The sequence below is a fragment of the Pseudomonas sp. GLN_2 genome (genome assembly GCF_043106005.1).
Taxonomy (GTDB): Bacteria; Pseudomonadota; Gammaproteobacteria; order Pseudomonadales; family Pseudomonadaceae; genus Aquipseudomonas; species Aquipseudomonas alloputida.
The window spans coordinates 41,911-60,660 of record NZ_JBICMC010000080.1 but is presented as its reverse complement, the minus strand read 5'-3'; the positions used below and the strand labels follow the sequence as shown (position 1 = coordinate 60,660).

Annotated in this window: 18 protein-coding genes and 1 pseudogene; 8 read left to right on the top strand and 11 right to left on the bottom strand. The window is 62.5% G+C overall.

The genetic code is table 11. The features are described 5' to 3' along the window. Positions 1-196: 196 nt before the first annotated feature. Both ACF8Q6_RS19020 and ACF8Q6_RS19015 read right to left on the bottom strand, forming a co-directional pair. Positions 197-307 (bottom strand): annotated as a pseudogene (locus tag ACF8Q6_RS19020) (hypothetical protein); the annotation flags it as partial. Positions 308-1,051: 744 nt separating this feature from the next. Next, a complete protein-coding gene (locus ACF8Q6_RS19015; protein WP_392490428.1) occupies positions 1,052-2,815 on the bottom strand; it encodes an ABC transporter transmembrane domain-containing protein in 1,764 nt (587 codons plus the stop codon). Between the two features lie 210 nt (positions 2,816-3,025). Between ACF8Q6_RS19015 and ACF8Q6_RS19010 the strand changes: the two genes are divergently transcribed. Continuing rightward, positions 3,026-3,199 carry a PA1571 family protein gene (locus ACF8Q6_RS19010; RefSeq protein ID WP_003248731.1) on the top strand — a complete coding sequence of 58 codons (174 nt, stop codon included), beginning with the start codon at positions 3,026-3,028 and terminating at the stop codon, positions 3,197-3,199. Between the two features lie 114 nt (positions 3,200-3,313). Here ACF8Q6_RS19010 and pdxB read toward each other — a convergent pair whose 3' ends face one another. The 4 genes from pdxB to rlmM all read right to left on the bottom strand — a co-directional run bounded on the left by pdxB (position 3,314) and on the right by rlmM (position 6,666). Next, on the bottom strand, positions 3,314-4,456 hold the full coding sequence (gene pdxB, locus ACF8Q6_RS19005) for a 4-phosphoerythronate dehydrogenase PdxB (protein ID WP_392490429.1): 1,143 nt from the start codon (positions 4,454-4,456) through the stop codon (positions 3,314-3,316). Positions 4,457-4,516: 60 nt separating this feature from the next. Continuing rightward, positions 4,517-4,759 (bottom strand): sulfurtransferase TusA, encoded by a 243-nt coding sequence (gene tusA, locus ACF8Q6_RS19000; protein WP_003248727.1) that lies wholly within the window; start codon positions 4,757-4,759, stop codon positions 4,517-4,519. A 21-nt stretch (positions 4,760-4,780) separates the two neighbouring features. Continuing rightward, a complete protein-coding gene (locus ACF8Q6_RS18995; protein WP_392499280.1) occupies positions 4,781-4,966 on the bottom strand; it encodes a hypothetical protein in 186 nt (61 codons plus the stop codon). 635 nt (positions 4,967-5,601) lie between these two features. Then, positions 5,602-6,666, bottom strand: coding sequence for a 23S rRNA (cytidine(2498)-2'-O)-methyltransferase RlmM (gene rlmM, locus ACF8Q6_RS18990; protein WP_392490458.1), 1,065 nt, complete (start codon positions 6,664-6,666; stop codon positions 5,602-5,604). Between the two features lie 224 nt (positions 6,667-6,890). Here rlmM and acnA point away from each other — a divergent pair, with 224 nt between their 5' ends. Together acnA and ACF8Q6_RS18980 are read left to right on the top strand one after the other, a co-directional pair. Then, entirely contained in the window at positions 6,891-9,632 is a 2,742-nt protein-coding gene (acnA, locus tag ACF8Q6_RS18985; protein WP_392490459.1) for an aconitate hydratase AcnA, read from the top strand. Between the two features lie 250 nt (positions 9,633-9,882). Continuing rightward, positions 9,883-11,448: a methyl-accepting chemotaxis protein gene (locus ACF8Q6_RS18980; RefSeq protein ID WP_392499277.1), complete on the top strand. Its 1,566-nt coding sequence runs from the start codon at positions 9,883-9,885 to the stop codon at positions 11,446-11,448. Positions 11,449-11,658: 210 nt separating this feature from the next. Here ACF8Q6_RS18980 and ACF8Q6_RS18975 read toward each other — a convergent pair whose 3' ends face one another. From ACF8Q6_RS18975 to ACF8Q6_RS18955, 5 genes are all read right to left on the bottom strand, one after another. After that, on the bottom strand, positions 11,659-12,543 hold the full coding sequence (locus ACF8Q6_RS18975; RefSeq protein WP_392490512.1) for a pseudouridine synthase: 885 nt from the start codon (positions 12,541-12,543) through the stop codon (positions 11,659-11,661). 51 nt (positions 12,544-12,594) lie between these two features. Then, positions 12,595-12,903 carry a hypothetical protein gene (locus ACF8Q6_RS18970; protein ID WP_003248718.1) on the bottom strand — a complete coding sequence of 103 codons (309 nt, stop codon included), beginning with the start codon at positions 12,901-12,903 and terminating at the stop codon, positions 12,595-12,597. Between the two features lie 65 nt (positions 12,904-12,968). Next, positions 12,969-13,400, bottom strand: a complete 432-nt coding sequence (locus tag ACF8Q6_RS18965) for a D-Ala-D-Ala carboxypeptidase family metallohydrolase (protein WP_392490513.1) — start codon at positions 13,398-13,400, stop codon at positions 12,969-12,971. Positions 13,401-13,508: 108 nt separating this feature from the next. Further along, complete coding sequence (locus tag ACF8Q6_RS18960; RefSeq protein WP_003248714.1) at positions 13,509-13,748, bottom strand: glutaredoxin family protein; 240 nt, start codon at positions 13,746-13,748, stop codon at positions 13,509-13,511. Positions 13,749-13,821: 73 nt separating this feature from the next. Next, the gene (locus ACF8Q6_RS18955) at positions 13,822-15,030 is read right to left on the bottom strand and encodes an ammonium transporter (protein ID WP_012053177.1); all 1,209 of its coding nucleotides are present in this window, start codon (positions 15,028-15,030) and stop codon (positions 13,822-13,824) included. A gap of 312 nt (positions 15,031-15,342) precedes the next feature. Here ACF8Q6_RS18955 and ACF8Q6_RS18950 point away from each other — a divergent pair, with 312 nt between their 5' ends. The 5 genes from ACF8Q6_RS18950 (at position 15,343) to ACF8Q6_RS18930 (ending at position 18,742) form a co-directional block, all read left to right on the top strand. Further along, on the top strand, positions 15,343-15,657 hold the full coding sequence (locus tag ACF8Q6_RS18950; RefSeq protein ID WP_010953104.1) for a YqjD family protein: 315 nt from the start codon (positions 15,343-15,345) through the stop codon (positions 15,655-15,657). Positions 15,658-15,666: 9 nt separating this feature from the next. Continuing rightward, positions 15,667-16,041 (top strand): phage holin family protein, encoded by a 375-nt coding sequence (locus ACF8Q6_RS18945; protein WP_392490514.1) that lies wholly within the window; start codon positions 15,667-15,669, stop codon positions 16,039-16,041. Beyond that, a complete protein-coding gene (locus ACF8Q6_RS18940) occupies positions 16,038-16,367 on the top strand; it encodes a hypothetical protein (RefSeq protein ID WP_003248704.1) in 330 nt (109 codons plus the stop codon). Before ACF8Q6_RS18945 ends, ACF8Q6_RS18940 begins: the two co-directional genes overlap by 4 nt. A gap of 144 nt (positions 16,368-16,511) precedes the next feature. Beyond that, the gene (locus tag ACF8Q6_RS18935; protein WP_003248702.1) at positions 16,512-17,843 is read left to right on the top strand and encodes a deoxyguanosinetriphosphate triphosphohydrolase; all 1,332 of its coding nucleotides are present in this window, start codon (positions 16,512-16,514) and stop codon (positions 17,841-17,843) included. 281 nt (positions 17,844-18,124) lie between these two features. Continuing rightward, a complete protein-coding gene (locus tag ACF8Q6_RS18930; protein WP_003248700.1) occupies positions 18,125-18,742 on the top strand; it encodes a response regulator transcription factor in 618 nt (205 codons plus the stop codon). The last annotated feature ends 8 nt before the right edge of the window (positions 18,743-18,750 follow it).

Sequence of the window (18,750 nt, the reverse complement as noted above, 5' to 3'; positions counted from 1 at the left end):
GCTGGAACTGGTCATGAGTACCGCGGGCCATGTCACCGGCAATACTGCGCAACTGGCCGCTGGCACCTTCCAGCTCCTGCGCGTTGTCCTGCAGCCGGCCGACAGTATCGGCAAGAAAGTCACGCAGGGTGTTGGCCGCCCGCGCCAGGCGCCCCAGCTCATCCTCCCGACGGCTGTCGACTCGGGCAGCAAAGCAGCCCTGGCTGAGCTGCGCGACGTACTCGATCAACTGGCGGATCGGCTCGATCAGGCTACGGTTGACCAGCCACAGGCTGAGCAGCCCCACCAGCACCGCTGAAGCCAGCATCACCAGCAGGCCCAACCATACCGTGCGCTCGGCACTGGCATTGAGGCTGGCGGCACGCTGGCGAGCATCGGCGCGCAGTTGCTCGACCAGTTCGCTCATTTGCTCACTGGCGGCACGGTCCACGCCTTTTACCGCCCGGTCGCCCGCTACCGGGTCGCCGCCTGCCGTCAGGAAGGCCTGGCGACCTTGCGCATAGGCCTGGCCCAACTGGCGGTGGCTGTCGCGCAATTGCTGCAGCGGCGGCTTGAGCCTGGCATCACTGTTGTCGATCAATTGCCCGAGCAGTTGTTGTACTTGCTCTTCGCGGGCCTGGAACTGCTGCCAGTACTTGTCCATTTCCGCAGGCTGGCGCCCGCGCAACAGCACGTTCTTCCATTCCTGCACCTGGATCTTGAACTGCAGGTTGGCTTCGTCAATCAATTGCGAGGCCCGCAGCGGCCCGTCGACCAGCTCGGCGTAACCCCGCACGCTGGACGACAGGAACTGGAAACACACCAGGGCGATCAGCAGCATCGCCAGCACACTGCCGCCGAGCAGCGAGAGAATTTGCACTCTGAGGGATTTACGCAACATCGAGGGTCTCGGAACCAGAGGGAGTAGGCTGAGGCCGCTGTACAGCCCCATTACTGGCAGGCCAAAAAAAAGCTGCCATCACGCAATGGCAGCCAGGTCGAGCACTTACGCAACAGTTGAGGCAAATCTTCTCAGGCAATTACTACAGAAATGTTACAAAGCCGCGACACGCTAGCCCGTGGTGAACTGCAGCGCTGCCAGCCGCGCATACAGCGGGCTGTCCTCAATCAACTGACGGTGGGTGCCCACCGCCACCAGCCGGCCCTGGTCGATGACCGCGATACGCTCGGCATGCTGCACCGTGGCCAGACGATGGGCGATCACCAGCGTGGTACGGCCGGCCATCAGGCTGGGCAGCGCTTGCTGGATCAAGTATTCGCTTTGTGCATCAAGGGCACTGGTGGCTTCGTCCAGCAACAGGATCGGCGCATCGACCAGCAAGGCCCGGGCAATCGCCAGGCGCTGGCGTTGCCCGCCGGAAAGGCCTATGCCGCCCTCCCCCAGTTGTGTCTGGTAGCCTCGGGGCAGTTGCCGGATGAATTCGTCGGCATGGGCGCCGCGGGCTGCTGCTTCGACTTCGGCCAAGGTCGCCTCGGGCCGGCCATAACGAATGTTGGCCTCCACCGTGCCACGGAACAGCGAAGGGTTTTGTGCCACCAAAGCGAACTGCCGGCGTAGCTGGTCGGGATCAAATTCGGTAACCGGCTGGCCATCGAGCAGGATGCGCCCTTGCTGTGGGTCGTAAAAGCGCAGCAACAGATCGAACAGGGTCGACTTGCCTGCCCCGGAAGGGCCTACCAGGGCGACGGTCTGCCCGGGTTCGATGGTCAGGCTCAGGCCGTCGACAGCTGCCACTGTGGGCCGTGAGGGGTAAGCGAACACCACCTGTTGCAGTTCGATACGCCCGCTGGCCCGCTGCTGTGGCAGCTGCTGCGCCACGGCGGGCGGCAGGATGGCACTTCGCGCGGCCAGCAGTTCGGCAATGCGCTCGGCGGCACCCGCGGCCCGTTGCAGTTCGCCGATGACCTCACTGAGGGTACCGAAGGCGCTGCCGACGATCAGGCTGTAGAACACGAATGCAGCCAGCTCGCCTGCGGATATACGCCCGGCGATCACATCCATGCCGCCGACCCACAGCATCACCCCCACCGCCCCCAACACCAGCACGATCACCAGGGTAATCAGCCAGGCACGCTGTGTAATCCGCTTGCGGGCAACAGTAAACGCGGCTTCGACCGTATCGGCGAACAATGCGCGGTCGTGCGCCTGGTGGTTGTAGGCCTGCACGGTCTTGATCTGCCCGAGCGTTTCAGCCACGTAGCTGCCCACATCGGCGACCCTGTCCTGGCTCTGCCGCGACAGGCTGCGCACCCGACGGCCGAACAACAGGATCGGTGCCAACACCAGTGGCAGCGTTACCACCACGATGCTGGTGAGCTTGGGGTTGGTGATGAACAGCAATACCACACCGCCAATGACCATCAGCGCGTTGCGCAGGAACATCGACAGCGATGAACCGATCACTGATTGCAGCAAGGTGGTGTCCGCAGTCAGCCGAGACTGGATCTCGGAGCTGCGATTGTCTTCGAAAAAACCTGGGTGCAGGCCGATCAGGTGATCGAAGACCGCACGACGGATATCGGCCACACAACGCTCGCCAATCCACGACACCAGATAGAAACGGCTGAAGGTACCCACCGCCAGCGCCAGCACCAGCAGCAGGAACAGCCCGATGGTCTGATTGAGCTGATGCGCGGAGCGGGTCATGAAGCCTTGATCCACCAGCAGGCGGATGCCTTGGCCCATCGACAGGGTAATGGCAGCGGTCACCACCAACGCCAGCAAAGCCAGCAGCACCTGACGGCGATAAGGGCGAACGAACTGCCAAGCCAGGCGCAAAGCGCGACGTTGGCGCGGAGAAACCGATTCGGGCATGGCAACGACCACAAAGGGTGGGGAAGCCGCAGCCTACCACTCATCCCGGTCGGGAGACTGCATCAAGGTTGCTATAACGCATCGATCTAAACAGCTTATGGAGCTTTCACAGGGTTTCTGCTGGACTGTTGCTGCCGTGACCTGGAAGCTGTCACAGGCCAGTCACGGCGCAGGTCTACCCTGAGCTTGAACCTGAAGAGGAGACAGTGCATGAGCTTGCAGCATGGCAGTGATAACCAGAAGCCCCAGACCTCCCCGCAACCGCAAGTATGCGGTTCGATCATCGACGCCAAGGGGCGCGAAGTGCCGATCACCGAGCAGATGATCCAGCAGGCCTGCAAGGCCCTGGAAGAAAGCCGTGTCGAGCGCGTACGCAAAGGTTGATCGGCGAATTCTTTGCAACCCGGCGCTTGCGCCGGGTTTCTATCTGCCCAAGCCGTGGGCTTGGCCGCTCCAACAGGCAACCACACCTACCTGCAAGGTCAAGACAAGGCCTGCTTAGACCAACACCCCACCCAAGGCACTGACCAACTGCGCCAACTGCGGCGCCTCCCCGTGCAAGCGCACGGCCAGCCCCTCGATCTCGCGCCTTGGCGGGTATTGCTTGCGCAACTGGTCGAACGCCGCTCGCTGTTGCTGCGGATCATCGCTGAGGCTACGGCGGAAATCGGCATCATCACGGCGCGGGTCATATACGGCGCGACACAGGGTGGCCAAGGCCCATGACAGGTCGGTGCTGGCATCCAGCTCGATCTGCGCCAGCGGTGGCTTGGGCAGCAGCTCGGCCAGTCGCACCTGCTCATTCACACCGAGGAAGCGGCACAGCGCTTGGTAGATCTGCGCCGTGCCACGCTGGCGGCCATCGAGGCTATAGCCGGCAATGTGCGGCGTAGCCAGGGTGCACAGGTCCGCCAACTGCAGGTCGACCTGTGGCTCCCCTTCCCACACATCCAGCACCGCGTGCACGTCTTCACGGTCCAGCAGCAGCTCGCGCAGGGCCACGTTGTCCACCACCGGGCCACGGCTGGCGTTTACCAGCCAGGCCCCCGGGCGCAACTGTGCCAGCTGCGCCTGCCCCAGCAGGTGCCAGGTCGGGTGCTGGCCGCCGCGTTGCAACGGAGTATGCAAGCTGATCACATCGCACTGCTGCAGGATGGTTTCGAGGCTGACGTAGTCGCCACCCTCCGCGGCCTGACGCAATGGGTCGCACACCAGCACCTTCCAGCCCAGGCCATGCAGCACCCGCACGAGGCGGCCACCCACTTCACCCGCGCCGACAACGCCATATATGCGCTCAGGCAATGCCACGCCATCCAGTTCGGCCAGGGTCAGCAGGCTGCCCAGCACGTAATCGACCACGCCACGGGCATTGCAGCCAGGTGCGCTGCTCCAGCGGATGCCAGCTTCTGCAAAGTAGTCCAGGTCCAGGTGATCAGTGCCGATGGTGCAAGTGCCGACAAAGCGTACACGGCTGCCTTCGAGCAACTGACGGTCGACCTTGGTCACCGAGCGCACCAGCAGGATATCGGCGTCCTTGACGCTGGCAGCATCGAGGCTTCGGCCGGGGTAGCGGCGAATTTCACCGAAACCCTGGAAGAAGGCATCGAGCAGCGGGATGTTCTCGTCGGCAACTATCAGCATGGCGCTCTCCTTTCTGGGGAGCGCAGTGTAGGCGCAACGCCGGGCGTGTTCCAGAGCGATTCAGTCGGCTTTCTTGCGGATCCAGTACAGGAAAGTGCCGGCGTCCTCTTGCTGCTGCAGCAGCTCGTGGCCCAGGAAGTTGCAGAACTTGGGGATGTCGCGGCGGGTCGACGGGTCGGTGGCGATGACCTTGAGCAGGCCGCCGGCGGCCAGGTTGCGTACGTGCTGGTGCAGCATCATCACGGGTTCCGGGCAGTTCAGGCCGGTGGCATCGAGGATGGCGTCGGGGGTGAAATCGGTCATGGGGGGCTCCGAAAATGATCGCTATTGTCGCGCATAGCGCGACGCGGTCCAAGCACGGCTTTCAAACCCAGCGCTCTTGATCTTGATCTTGATCTTGATCTTGATCTTGATCTTGATCTTGATCTTGATCTTGATCTTGATCTTGATCTTGATCTTCGCGACTTCAGGAGGCCGAACGCAGGCCTTGCGAAGGGAGGTGACGGGCATGGATGCCCGTCAAGCGCTGGGCCCCAGGATGGGGCCTGCAGCGCGGTCCTCCCGGGAGCGAGGCCGGAGAGAGGGAACCCCGGAGCGCAGCGCAGGGGCCGGATGATGGGAGCGCAGCGTTTTTTGGTTACTTTTTGTCGCGTTTGACAAAAAGTGACTCGCCGTAAGGGCGAAAAGGTGAGTCAGCGTCGCCATCGCAAACGGACGGTTCGCTGAGTCAAAACAGACGAATTTGCTTCTTGCTTCTTGCTTCTTGCTTCTTGGATGTGAGCATCCACATCAAGTAGGTATTCATTTGCGAAGGTGGCGCATAGTCACCCTTCCGCCCTTACGGCGGGTCCCTTTTTGTCGTGGCAAAAAGGAACCAAAAACCGTCGGCTCCCATCATCCGGCCCCTGCGCTGCGCTCCGGGGTCCCCTCGCTCCGGGCTTGCTCCCGGGAGGACCGCGCTGCAGGCCCCATCCTGGGGCCCAGCGCTTGACGGGCATCCATGCCCGTCACCTCCCTTCGCAAGCCCTGCACTCGGCCTCCTGAAGTCGCAATCTGCGTCGCCTGAACTATCGCGCGCTTAGAAGCAACAGCAACAGCAAAAGCAGACGCAGACGCAGAAGCAAAAGCAGAACGACGTGCTGGCCTCAGCGTGGCTTCAAGTCGAGCCGCCGCAGGTGGCAGGTTACTTCTTCACGGTCGTGGTACAGCTGCTTGCAGGCAATCGACACCCTGATCTTGCGTGCCTTGAATGTTGCCTCCATACGGTCGAGCAGGCGCCGTACTTCGGCATAACGCTGCTTCATCGGCAACTTCAGGTTGACCACCGCCTCGCGGCACAGCCCCTCACCCAGCCAGGTTTCAATCAGCGAGGTGGTACGCGCCGGCTTCTCGACGATATCGCACACCATCCAGTCTACCGGGTGCTTCGGCTGCCAGGTAAACCCATCGGCCATCAAGTGCTGGACCAGGCCTGTGTCCATCAGGCTTTCGGCCATCGGCCCGTTATCGATGGCTGTCACCAGCATGCCACGGCGCACCAGCTGGTAGGTCCAGCCACCCGGTGAGGCTCCCAGGTCGACGCCGGTCATGTCATCCCCCAGGCGCTGCTCCCACTGCTCACGCGGAATGAACTGGTGCCAGGCCTCTTCCAGCTTGAGTGTCGAACGGCTAGGTGCCTCGCGAGGAAACTTCAGGCGCGGGATGCCCATGGGCCACAAGGCGCTGTTGCTGGCCGATGCCACGCCGACAAATACCCGACGGCCGCTGATGAAGGTCAGCAGCAAGCGTGGGCGACCGGGGTCGTCGACCAGGCGGCCGGCCTTCTCCAGGGCCTTGCGCAACGGCACTTCGAACTTTCGGCAGAAGGTGGACAATTCCTTGCCTTCGTTGCTGTCCAGCACCTCCAGCCAAAGGCTGCCGAACACCGGGAAATCGGCCAACTGCGCCAGCAACACACTGATGCGGTCACTTTCCGGCAGTTCAACGTAACCGCCACGTGCCCACTGCCGCGGGAAAATCAGCTGGTTGAAACGCAGTTCCCCCATCAAGCGCTCGGCACCGCCCTCCTCGCTACAGACAAACTCGGCACTGGCACTTTGCGGCTTGCCTTTGGCATAGCCGGCAACACCCAGGCGGGCGGCATGTTCGCTGATTTCGGCGCAAACCTCGCCCTCGAAACCGGGCCGGCAATGCATGAACAGGGTATTCATCTCTCACTCCACGACGGCTGGCGCACCACAGGCGCCGGCAGGGCGGCGATGATAAAGGAAGTTCGGAACCTGCGACACGCCCCGCCGGTCCAGAAAAGGGTCAGGTAGCGTAAACCGGTCTAACCTGACCATTCAGCCAGGTCCGTGCCGTGCGGACCGATACAGAGCGGTGCTGCCGGCAAACCGTGAATATTTGCCGGGCACCGGTGCAGAAGGAGTTGGCAATGCCCTCGCTCGATAGCCTGAACACCCTCAAGCCCCTCAAGGTCGGCGACCAGACCTACCACTACTTCAGCCTCACCGAGGCCGCCCGCCAGCTGGGTGACCTGCAGCGCCTGCCCATGTCGCTGAAAGTGCTGCTGGAAAATCTGCTGCGCTGGGAGGATGGCGCGACCGTCACCGGCGACGACTTGCGCGCCATTGCCCAATGGCTTGGCGAACGCCGCTCGGACCGCGAGATCCAGTACCGCCCGGCGCGGGTGTTGATGCAGGACTTCACCGGCGTGCCCGCCGTGGTCGACCTGGCGGCCATGCGCGCCGCCATGGCCAAGGCTGGCGGCGACCCGCAACGGATCAACCCGCTGTCACCGGTCGACCTGGTGATCGACCACTCGGTAATGGTCGACCGCTACGGTACGCCGCAAGCCTTCGCCGAAAACGTCGACATCGAAATGCAGCGCAATGGCGAGCGCTATGCCTTTCTGCGTTGGGGCCAGAGCGCCTTCGACAACTTCCGCGTGGTCCCCCCGGGCACCGGCATTTGCCACCAGGTCAACCTGGAATACCTGGGCCGCACGGTGTGGACCCGTGAGGCCGACGGCCTCACCTATGCCTTCCCCGATACCTTGGTGGGCACAGACTCGCACACCACCATGATCAACGGCCTGGGCGTACTCGGCTGGGGTGTCGGCGGCATCGAAGCGGAAGCGGCCATGCTCGGCCAGCCGGTATCGATGCTGATCCCCGAAGTGATCGGTTTCAAGCTGACCGGCAAGCTGCGGGAGGGCATCACTGCCACTGACCTGGTGCTGACCGTGACACAGATGCTGCGCAAGAAAGGCGTGGTGGGCAAGTTCGTCGAATTCTACGGCGACGGTCTGGCTGAGTTGCCCCTGGCCGACCGCGCGACCATCGCCAACATGGCACCGGAATACGGCGCCACCTGTGGTTTCTTCCCGGTCGACCAGGTCACCTTGGACTATCTGCGCCTTTCGGGCCGCCCCGAAGCGACCGTGCAGTTGGTCGAACAGTACTGCAAGGCGCAGGGCATGTGGCGCCTGCCCGGCCAGGAGCCGTTATTCAGCGACACGCTGGCCCTGGACATGGACGACGTCGAAGCCAGCCTGGCCGGGCCCAAACGGCCACAGGACCGCGTAGCGCTTGGCCAGGTCAGTCAAGCCTTCGACCACTTCATCGAGCTGCAGCCCAAGCCGCTGGCCAAAGAAGTTGGCCGCCTGGAAAGCGAAGGTGGCGGCGGTGTGGCAGTGGGCAACGCCGACCAGACCGGCGCAGTCGACTACAGCCATCAGGGCCAGACCCACACCCTGCGCGATGGCGCCGTGGTGATTGCCGCGATCACCTCATGTACCAACACGTCCAACCCCAGCGTGATGATGGCTGCCGGGCTGGTGGCAAAAAAAGCACTGGAGAAAGGCCTGCAACGCAAACCTTGGGTCAAGAGCTCGCTGGCGCCGGGCTCCAAAGTCGTCACCGACTACTTCAAGGCAGCCGGGCTCACGCCTTACCTCGACCAACTGGGTTTTGATCTGGTCGGCTATGGCTGCACCACCTGCATCGGCAACTCCGGCCCGCTGGACGAGGCGATCGAAAAAGCCATTGGCAGCGCCGACCTCACCGTGGCCTCGGTGCTATCGGGCAACCGCAACTTCGAGGGCCGCGTGCACCCACTGGTCAAGACCAACTGGCTGGCATCGCCCCCGCTGGTGGTGGCCTACGCCCTGGCCGGCAGCATGCGCCTGGACCTGACGCGCGACCCGCTAGGCTCAGGCAAGGACGGCCAACCGGTCTACCTGCGTGATATCTGGCCGACCCAGCAGGAAATTGCCGAGGCTGTGGCCAAGGTCGATACGGCGATGTTCCATAAGGAATACGCCGAAGTGTTCGCCGGTGATGCGCAATGGCAGGCCATTGAGGTGCCACAGGCCGCCACTTACGAGTGGCAGGCTGACTCCACCTACATCCAGCACCCACCGTTCTTCGACGGCATCGGCGGGCCACCGCCACAGATCGCCAATATTCACGGCGCACGGGTGCTTGCGCTGCTGGGCGACTCAGTGACCACCGACCACATTTCCCCCGCGGGCAACATCAAGACCGACAGCCCGGCCGGGCGCTATCTGCGGGAACAGGGTGTGGAGCCTCGCGACTTCAACTCCTACGGTTCGCGGCGTGGCAACCACGAAGTGATGATGCGCGGCACCTTCGCCAACATCCGTATCCGCAACGAAATGCTGGCAGGTGAAGAAGGCGGCAACACCTTGCATGTGCCCACTGGCGAGAAGCTGTCGATCTACGACGCGGCCATGCGTTACCAGCAGGAGGGCACCCCGCTGCTGGTGATTGCCGGCCAGGAGTACGGTACCGGCTCGAGCCGCGACTGGGCAGCCAAGGGTACCAACCTGCTGGGGGTCAAGGCCGTGCTGGCAGAAAGCTTCGAGCGTATTCACCGCTCCAATCTGGTGGGCATGGGCGTGTTGCCGCTGCAATTCAAGGCCGGGCACAACCGCAAACAGCTGGGGCTGACCGGCAAGGAACAGATCGATGTACTGGGGCTGGACGGCGCACATATTCGCCCCGGCATGAGCCTGCCCTTGCGCATTACCCGCGAGGATGGCCAGCAGGAACAGATCGAGGTGCTATGCCGGATTGATACCCTGAACGAGGTGGAGTACTTCAAGGCCGGGGGGATTCTGCACTATGTGTTGCGCCAGATGATCGCCGGTTGAGACGGAGCGTCTGGCCGTAGATTTGTTCCGTTCTCGAGACCGAGCGCTGCGCAGGCGGCGCTCGGTCTAATACGCGCCTATGCCCCAAAGCCTTACGCTTCCAAGTCCCCCGCGTCAGCACTGGCCCTTGGCCATCCATTCGGTCATCATCTGACTTACCCGTCATTGAGTGCAATCAATGAACCAAATATCCATTCAATAAAACCAGCGGCTTGCCGATACCTGTCGAAAGCCCTGCGGACTATCAACCATGCGTAACAACCAGCCGATTACCCAGAGAGAACGGACTTTCCCTGCCCAGCAGCGGTTGATCTCCACTACCAACGCCAAGGGTGTGATCACCTACTGCAACGATGCCTTTATCGAAATCAGTGGATTCACCCGCGAGGAGCTGACTGGCGCACCGCACAACCTGGTGCGTCACCCCGACGTACCGCCTGCCGTGTTTGCCCATATGTGGCAGACCCTCAAGCAGGGCCAGCCGTGGATGGGCATCGTCAAGAACCGCTGCAAGTCCGGTGACCATTACTGGGTCAACGCCTATGTCACACCCATCTTCGATAACAACCAGGTTGTCGGCTTCGAGTCGGTGCGGGTCAAGCCCACAGCCGAGCAGATCCGCCGTGCCGAGGCCCTGTATCAGCGCATCAACCAGGGCAAGCCACCGGTACCGCGCCGCGACAAGTGGCTGCCAGTGCTGCAGGACTGGCTACCGTTCATCCTGATCAGCCAGGTGGGCTTCCTGATCGGCAACTGGCTGGGTCATTCCTGGGGCTTTGCCTTGGCCGCTGGGCTTTCGGTACCACTGGGCCTGCTCGGCCTGAGCTGGCAGCAGCGCGGCCTCAAGCGCCTGCTGCGCCTGGCCGAGCAAACCACTTCCGACCCCCTGATCGCGCAGATGTACACCGACAGCCGTGGCGTGCAGGCGCGCCTGGAAATGGCCATGCTCAGCCAGGACGCACGCATGAAAACCTGCCTGACCCGCCTACAAGACAGTGCCGAACACCTGAGCGACCAGGCACGCCAGTCCGATGCCTTGGCGCACAAGAGCTCTACGGGGCTGGAGCGCCAGCGGGTGGAGACCGAGCAAGTCGCCGCTGCGGTAAACCAGATGGCCGCCACCACTCAGGAAGTGGCCAACCATGTGCAGCGCACCGCCGATGCCACCCAGGAGGCCAACCGCCTGACCAGCCAGGGCCGGCAGATTGCCGGAGAAACCCGCGAAGCCATCGAGCGCCTGTCGGCGGCAGTGGGCGAGACCGGCCAGACGGTTACGCAACTGGCCAAGGACAGCGACGAGATTGGTGGCGTGGTCGACGTGATCAAGGGCATCGCCGACCAGACCAACCTGCTGGCACTGAACGCAGCCATTGAAGCAGCGCGCGCCGGTGAAATGGGCCGTGGTTTTGCCGTGGTGGCTGATGAAGTGCGTCAGTTGGCCCAGCGCACCGCCGAATCCACCGGGCAGATCCACGGCCTGATCGCCAAGCTGCAACAGACCGCCAGTAACGCAGTGCTGACCATGGAAACCGGCCACCGCCAGGCACAGGAAGGCGTCGACCGGGTAATGCAGGCCGATGAGGCGTTGGTAGGCATCAGCGAAGCGGTAGCCAATATCACCGACATGGCCACCCAGATTGCTGCTGCAACCGAGGAGCAGACCGCAGTGGCTGACGAGATCAGCCGCAACATCAGCACCATTGCCGAACTGGCCGACCAGACCGCCGAACAGGCGCAGCACTCGGCACTGCTGAGCGAGGAACTGACCAGCACGGCGGGCAGCCAGTATTCGCTGGTGGAGCGCTTCAACCGCTGAAGCTCGCGACTTGGCCCTCCGCCGCGGTGGAGGGCACCGGGTCTGCCGGTGTTCGCGGGCAAGCCCGCTGCTACGACGGCCTGTGCCGAACCACCGATGCGTGTGTAGGAGCGGGTTTACCCGCGAATACGGTAGCGGCAGCAACGGTGAACGGCGGGTGGAAATTGGCCAGCAGGCCCGGCCCTTTCACAGGTGAACCCGCGTGCTGTGTTACCAGTCCAACCGCAACCGGCTCTCGAAGTAGCGCTCTTCGCCACTCAGCGGGTCCTCGAAACGCAGGCTCTGCGCCAACAGTTTCAGCGGCCGCTGGTAGTCATCCTCTTCATTGAGCAACTGCGGATAGAACGGGTCATTGCTGATCCCTGCCCCCAAGGCCGCCATGTGCACACGCAACTGATGGGTCTTGCCGGTCACGGGCGATAGCCCATAGCGCCATCGCTCACCGTTCTTCTCCAGCACCTCGGCCAGGGTTTCACTGTTGGCCTCACCCTCCACCTCATGCATGCGGAAAAATGGCTCGCCATGCACCAGGCGGCTTTTGTGCACCAGCGGAAATACATGCTGCGGCATGGCAGCGGCAATGGCCTGGTAACGCTTGTCGATACGCCGCTCGGGGAACAGCCGCTGGTAGGCGCTGCGGCTGTGCGGGTTGGCGGAAAACAGCACGAGCCCAGCGGTGTGCCGGTCGATGCGGTGCAACGGCACCAGGTGCGGATTGTCCAAGCGACGGATCAGGCGGCGCAACAAGGTCTGCTCGACGTATTCACCGGTCGGCGTCACCGGCAGGAAATGCGGCTTATCGGCCACCACCAGATGCTCGTCCACATGCAGCACCACCTCCTGCACCGGAATCGGCCGTTCGTTCGGCACTTCGCGGAAGTAGTGCAAACGCATGCCACGCTTGTAAGGCAGGTCGGCGGCAACTGCCTGCCCCTTGGCATCCAGCACCCGGCCACGGGCAAAGCGGTCAAGCCACTGGGCGCGGTCGATGGCCTTGAAATGGTCACACAAGCAATCGAGCACCGTCACCCAGTTACCAGGTGGCAGGCACACCGTACTGGCTTGCTGGCGGGCGGGGTCGAAAGGCGTGGTCATGGCTGGGCTCGAGACGTTCATGGCCGCGCATTATCGCCCAAGCCCGCCCCCTCAACCAGCCTGGGCCATCGCCTCGCAGCGCTCCTTCAGCCAGCGCAGTACCTGCACCGGCTCCCAGCGGCCAGGATCGTAGAGTGCATAGAGCAATCCCTCATAGCCCACCACATCCAGCCCTCGGTGGTAACCGGCCCGCTGGAACAAGGCCTCGATCTCGGCGAAGCAGGTATTGAAGTGGACTTTGCCGAACGGCGTGCAGTCGCCCGTCACCAGGCCTTCGAGGCGCAGTTCCAGAACGGCGTCAGCCACCCGATCCACGGGCATGCGGTTGACGCTGTACTTGAGTTGCTCGACATTGAGCATGGCTTCACCTCGATACTGTATTTATATACAGCATACGAACATCCCCTTGCTGCCGTCAATGCGCTTCATTGCAGCCCCGCCAGGTAGCCGCTGCCTTTACGCAGGGTCAGCACCTGCCTGCGCGGCGTGCCGCGCGTCACCGACAGGTGCACCCATTTATCGAATTCCAGGATCAGCTGATCGAAGGGCAGCGCACTTTCGCTGATTCGCCGGACGGTCTCGCGCGGGCTGAACTCGATCACCGTGAAGTCCGCCGCCAGCCCTTGCACGTGCTGGCTATCGGAGGCGCCACCGATCAACCGATTGACCCTTTCACTGCGGTACCCACTGCTGATGATGATGGGCGCGTCGAACAATGCACGTACCTGTTCCAGCGCACCACACAGTAATTGCAGGTTGGCCCTGGCTTCGAGGGGCGGTGCATTATCGAACCCTTCGCGGGCGGCGAGCTGGGAAACGGTCATTTCATCAAAGGTGAAATGTGGAGTGATGAACATGGCGAGCTATTCCGATGATGGAGAAGGTTACCGGCGACGGTGCGCCTCCACCGGATCATCAGCTCGCTTCACAGAACATGGAGCAGGGTTGCCACTCCTCTGCAGCCATCATTGCCCAAGGAAGGCCACCACTTGTTCGGTATCGAACGGCCAGTGCAACTCGGCGCCGTTGTCACAGCGCCGCAACACCGGAATGATCAGGCCATAACGTTCGAACAAAAGCTCGCTCTCGGCGATATCGACCAGCTCTACCAGCAGGCCATGATCGACGAGAGGCATCAACACAGCCTCGGCCACTTCGCAGAGGTGGCAGCCGAGGGTGCCGAACAGTTGACATTCAGGCAGCATGTGGCAGGTCCCGGGTTGGCATACACAGAAGCCTATTCTAGGCGCGCCACGCCTACCCTGCACCTGACCAGACTCAATCCTGGCTGGTAGCACCGATCCGGTGCAGCGACAGGTCCGCGCCCTGGAACTCCTGCTCATGGCTCAAGCGCAGGCCATGCAACGCACGAATGGCTCCGTACACGGCAAAGCCACCGGCCAAGGCCACCAGCACGCCCATCAGGCTGCCCAGCAGCTGGCTGACCAGGCTGACACCGCCCATGCCGCCCAGCGCCACCTGGCCGAACACGCCACAGGCGATGCCACCCCACACGCCACACAGGCCATGCAACGGCCACACACCCAGGACGTCGTCGATTTTCCAGCGATTTTGCGCGGCGGTGAAGGTCCAGACAAACAGAGCGCCGGCCACCAGGCCGGTAGCGAGCGCACCCACCGGGTGCATCAGATCGGAACCTGCGCAAATCGCCACCAGCCCGGCCAGCGGGCCGTTATGCAGAAAACCCGGGTCGTTGCGCCCGGCCAGCAACGCCGACAGGGTGCCACCCACCATGGCCATCAGCGAGTTGATCGCCACCAGGCCGCTGACGCCCTGCAAGGTCTGGGCACTCATGACGTTGAAGCCAAACCAGCCGATGATGAGGATCCACGAGCCCAACGCCAGAAAGGGAATGCTCGACGGCGCAAACGCCACCAATCGGCCCTCGCGGTAGCGCCCACGGCGCGCCCCCAGCAGCAGCACCGCCGCCAGCGCCAGCCAGCCCCCCATGGCGTGTACCACCACAGACCCGGCAAAGTCGTGGAACGGTGCGCCGAAGCGTGCCTGCAGCCAAGCCTGCACGCCCAGGTTGCCGTTCCACACCACGCCCTCGAAGAACGGATAGACGAACGCCACGATCAACGCCGTGGCGCACAACTGCGGCACGAACCGCGCCCGCTCGGCAATGCCCCCGGAGATGATCGCCGGAATCGCCGCCGCGAAGGTCAGCAGGAAGAAGCACTTGACCAGCGCATAGCCATGGTCGACAGCCAGCGTTGTCGCCGGCTGGAAGAAGTTGACCCCGTAGGCGATCCAGTAGCCTATAAAGAAGTAGACCAGCGCCGAGATGGCAAAGTCACTGAGGATCTTCGACAAGGCGTTGACCTGGTTCTTGTGGCGCACCGTGCCCACTTCAAGGAACGCGAAGCCGGCATGCATGGCCAGCACCAGAATGGCGCCCATGAGAATGAACAGGGTGTTGGAACCGTGGACGAGAGAGTCCATAGCGCTGTGCATGTTTTCCATGAAATAGGCAGACCTGCTGAAAAAGGCACCAGGACAGTTCAAGAACCTGCATCCCTGCACCGAATCGGTGCCAGCCCCTACCCTGTTCAGGTGAGCGGGGTGAAGCCTGCGTGGTTTTTTCTTGGGTTTGTCGTGGATTGGGTTAAGGTTTATCGGTATCCGCTGCGCGGGCGCCCTGAATCGGCGCAAAACCGGTTACAGGCGCTCCGCAACGTGGCAAAAACTTAGCAAGGCCCATACCAGCAGCCGCACTTGAACCTTCCATGCGTGCTGTCACTCGAACTACCAACACTCATCGACAGGGAGAGACCCATGGCCAGCAAATCGGCAAAGAATGCACAAGAGATATTGATGGCTGACTTCCAGGCCTTGGTGCGCGACACCGAGAAGCTGCTGGCCGACACCGCCAACCTGGCCGGCGACCAGGCCGACGAACTGCGCGAGCAGATTCACGAGCGCCTGGCCCAGGCCCGCGAAACCCTGCAACTGACCCAGGACTCGGTGCGTGAACGCGGTCAGGCAGCGCTTGGCAGCGCCGAGCAGTACGTGCAGGAAAACCCGTGGCGGGCAATCGGCATCGCGGCCGGCGTCGGCCTGTTGATCGGTCTGCTGGCCAACCGGCGCTAAGGGGAACCCATGGAGAATGACGCCAACGGCACCAGCGCTTCGGGCAAGCGCCTGGGCGCGGCCATGCTGGGGCTGCTGCACAGTCACATCGAACTGTTCGGTATCGAGTTGCAGGAGCAGAAGGGCCGTACCTTGAGCCTGCTGCTGTTCGCCGGCCTGGCGCTGGTGTTCGCCCTGCTGCTGCTGACCGCACTGTCCGGGCTGCTGCTGGTGCTGCTGTGGGACAGCTATCGACTGGCCGGTATCATTGGCCTGTGCGTGTTCTATGGCATTGCCGCCCTGTACTGCGGCGTGCGCCTGAAGGCGGCGGTGTTCGACGAATCATCGCCCTTCGGCGCCACCCTCGACGAACTTGCCAAGGACAGGGAGCGCCTGTTGCCATGAGCCTGCCAGAACTGCCAAACACGCGTAACCCGCGCGAACTGCGCAAGGCGCTGCTGCGCCTGCGCATGGAGATGCACCGCCAGGAAATCCGTCATGAGTCCGGTCAGTTGCTTGAACCGCTGCGCCGCGTGCGCGGCATGGGCAGCTCGCTACATGAAGGCCTGGGTATCAAGCATGCGCCACTGTGGGGCATCGGCGCTGTGGTGGCGCTGGGCTTTCTCACCGGCAAGGGCGTACGCAGCGGCAACCTGACGCGCCTGGTACGGTTGGGCAGCACCCTGCTGCCGCTGGTACGCCTCTACCTGCAAGGCGGCCGCCGCCCCTGACGCTCGCCCCGGCAGAAGCAGCCTTGTGTTGCGAAGAGGCCCGTACGATCGATACAAATGCATCAAAGGGCCGGCCTTTTCTTCGCAGCACAAGGCGCTTCCTGCAGGGTATGCTGCTGCCTTCGATCGACAGGAGACCGCGCCTTGGACTGGCACACCTTGCTTACCCGCGAACGGCTGGGCAAAGCCCTGTACAGCGCCGATGAACTCGGGCGCAGCCCCTTCCACAAAGACCATGACCGCATCATTTTTTCCGGTGCCTTCCGCCGCCTTGGCCGCAAGACCCAGGTGCACCCGGTGTCGAGCAACGACCATATCCATACGCGCCTGACTCATTCGCTGGAAGTCAGCTGCGTCGGCCGATCGCTGGGGATGCGCGTCGGCGAGACCCTGCGCGACAACCTGCCGGACTGGTGCGCCCCCAGTGACCTGGGGATGATTGTGCAGTCAGCCTGCCTGGCCCACGACATCGGCAACCCGCCATTCGGCCACTCCGGCGAAGACGCCATTCGCCACTGGTTCCAGCAGGCCGCCGGGCGTGGCTGGCTGGACGACATGAGCGATGACGAACGGGCCGACTTTCTCAACTTCGAAGGCAATGCCCAGGGCTTTCGCGTGCTCACCCAACTGGAATACCACCAGTTCGATGGGGGGACCCGACTGACCTATGCCACCCTCGGCACTTACCTCAAGTACCCCTGGAGCGCCCGCCATGCCGACGCCCTGGGCTACAAGAAGCACAAGTTCGGCAGCTATCAGAGCGAGCTGCCCCTGCTCGAACAGATCGCCCGCAAGCTCGGCCTGCCGCAGCTGGAACACCAACGCTGGGCGCGCCACCCACTGGTGTATCTGATGGAGGCTGCCGATGACATCTGCTACGCGCTGATCGACCTGGAAGACGGCCTGGAAATGGAGCTGCTGCAATACGCAGAAGTCGAAGCACTGTTGCTTGACCTGGTCGGCGAAGACCTGCCAGAAACCTACCGCCAGCTCGGCCCACGCGATTCTCGTCGGCGCAAACTGGCCATCCTGCGCGGCAAGGCCATCGAACACCTGACCAACGCCGCCGCCCACGCCTTCGTCGAGCAGCAGCAGGCGTTGCTGGCCGGGCAACTGGCGGGCGACCTGGTGGAACACATGCATGGCCCGGCCAAACGCTGTGTACTGCAAGCCAAGGACATGGCGCGCAACAAAATCTTCCAGGACAAGCGCAAGACCCTGCACGAAATCGGCGCCTACACCACCCTGGAGATTCTGCTGAACACGTTCTGCGGTGCGGCCCTCGAGCAGCACGGTGGACGGACGCCATCGTTCAAGAGTCGCAGGGTGCTGGACCTGATCGGCAACAATGCGCCAGACCCGCATGCCTCGTTGCACAGCGCCTTCCTGCGCATGATCGACTTCATCGCCGGCATGACCGACAGCTATGCCAGCGAAATGGCCCGGGAGATGACCGGGCGCTCCAGCCCGACCTGAAACGCGTCGGTGCAGCGCGGGCTCGGCCAGGCGCTGCACCACGCTTGCAGGAAACTTCCTACACCGAGGTAACTACACTAAACGGCACGAATAGAAACCAATGAAAAGTTACCAAAATTGCTTTGACAGCGAGTTAAGTACACCTATTCCGTAGCCCATTTTGCTTTATCTTGTAAGCCGTTTCCCATATAAGCCTAACAGCCATTCCTCGCACGCCTGACGACTTCCAACTGCGATAAGGTGCCCACTGTCACCCTCAATCGACCGCAGGGAAGTTGAACATGCATTCCATATTTATCGTTGACGACCATCCGGTGATTCGCCTGGCCGTCCGTATGCTGCTGGAAAACCAGAACTACAAGATTGTCGGCGAGTCGGACAACGGCGTAGACGCCATGCAGATGATCCGCGAGAGCAACCCCGACCTGGTCATTCTCGACATCAGCATCCCCAAGCTAGACGGCCTGGAGGTGCTGGCCCGCTTTCAGAGCATGGCCCTGCCCTTGAAGGTTCTGGTGCTGACTGCACAGTCCCCGGCATTGTTTGCCGTACGTTGCATGCACTCGGGCGCGGCGGGTTATGTTTGCAAGCAGGAAGACCTGAGCGAACTGCTCAGTGCAATCAAGGCTGTACTGGCCGGTTATAACTACTTCCCCAGCCAGGCAATAAAAAACAACCAGACGACCGACAGTGACCTGCAACTTTTCCGCCAGGTAAATGACCGCGAACTGATGGTGCTTCAACTTTTCGCCCAAGGCCGCAGCAACAAGGAAATTGCCAAGGGCATGTTTCTCAGCAGCAAGACTGTCAGCACCTACAAGAAGCGCCTCATGCACAAACTGCAAGTCAATACGCTGGTCGATCTGATCGAGATGGCCAAGCGCAACGCGCTGGTCTGATTATGGTC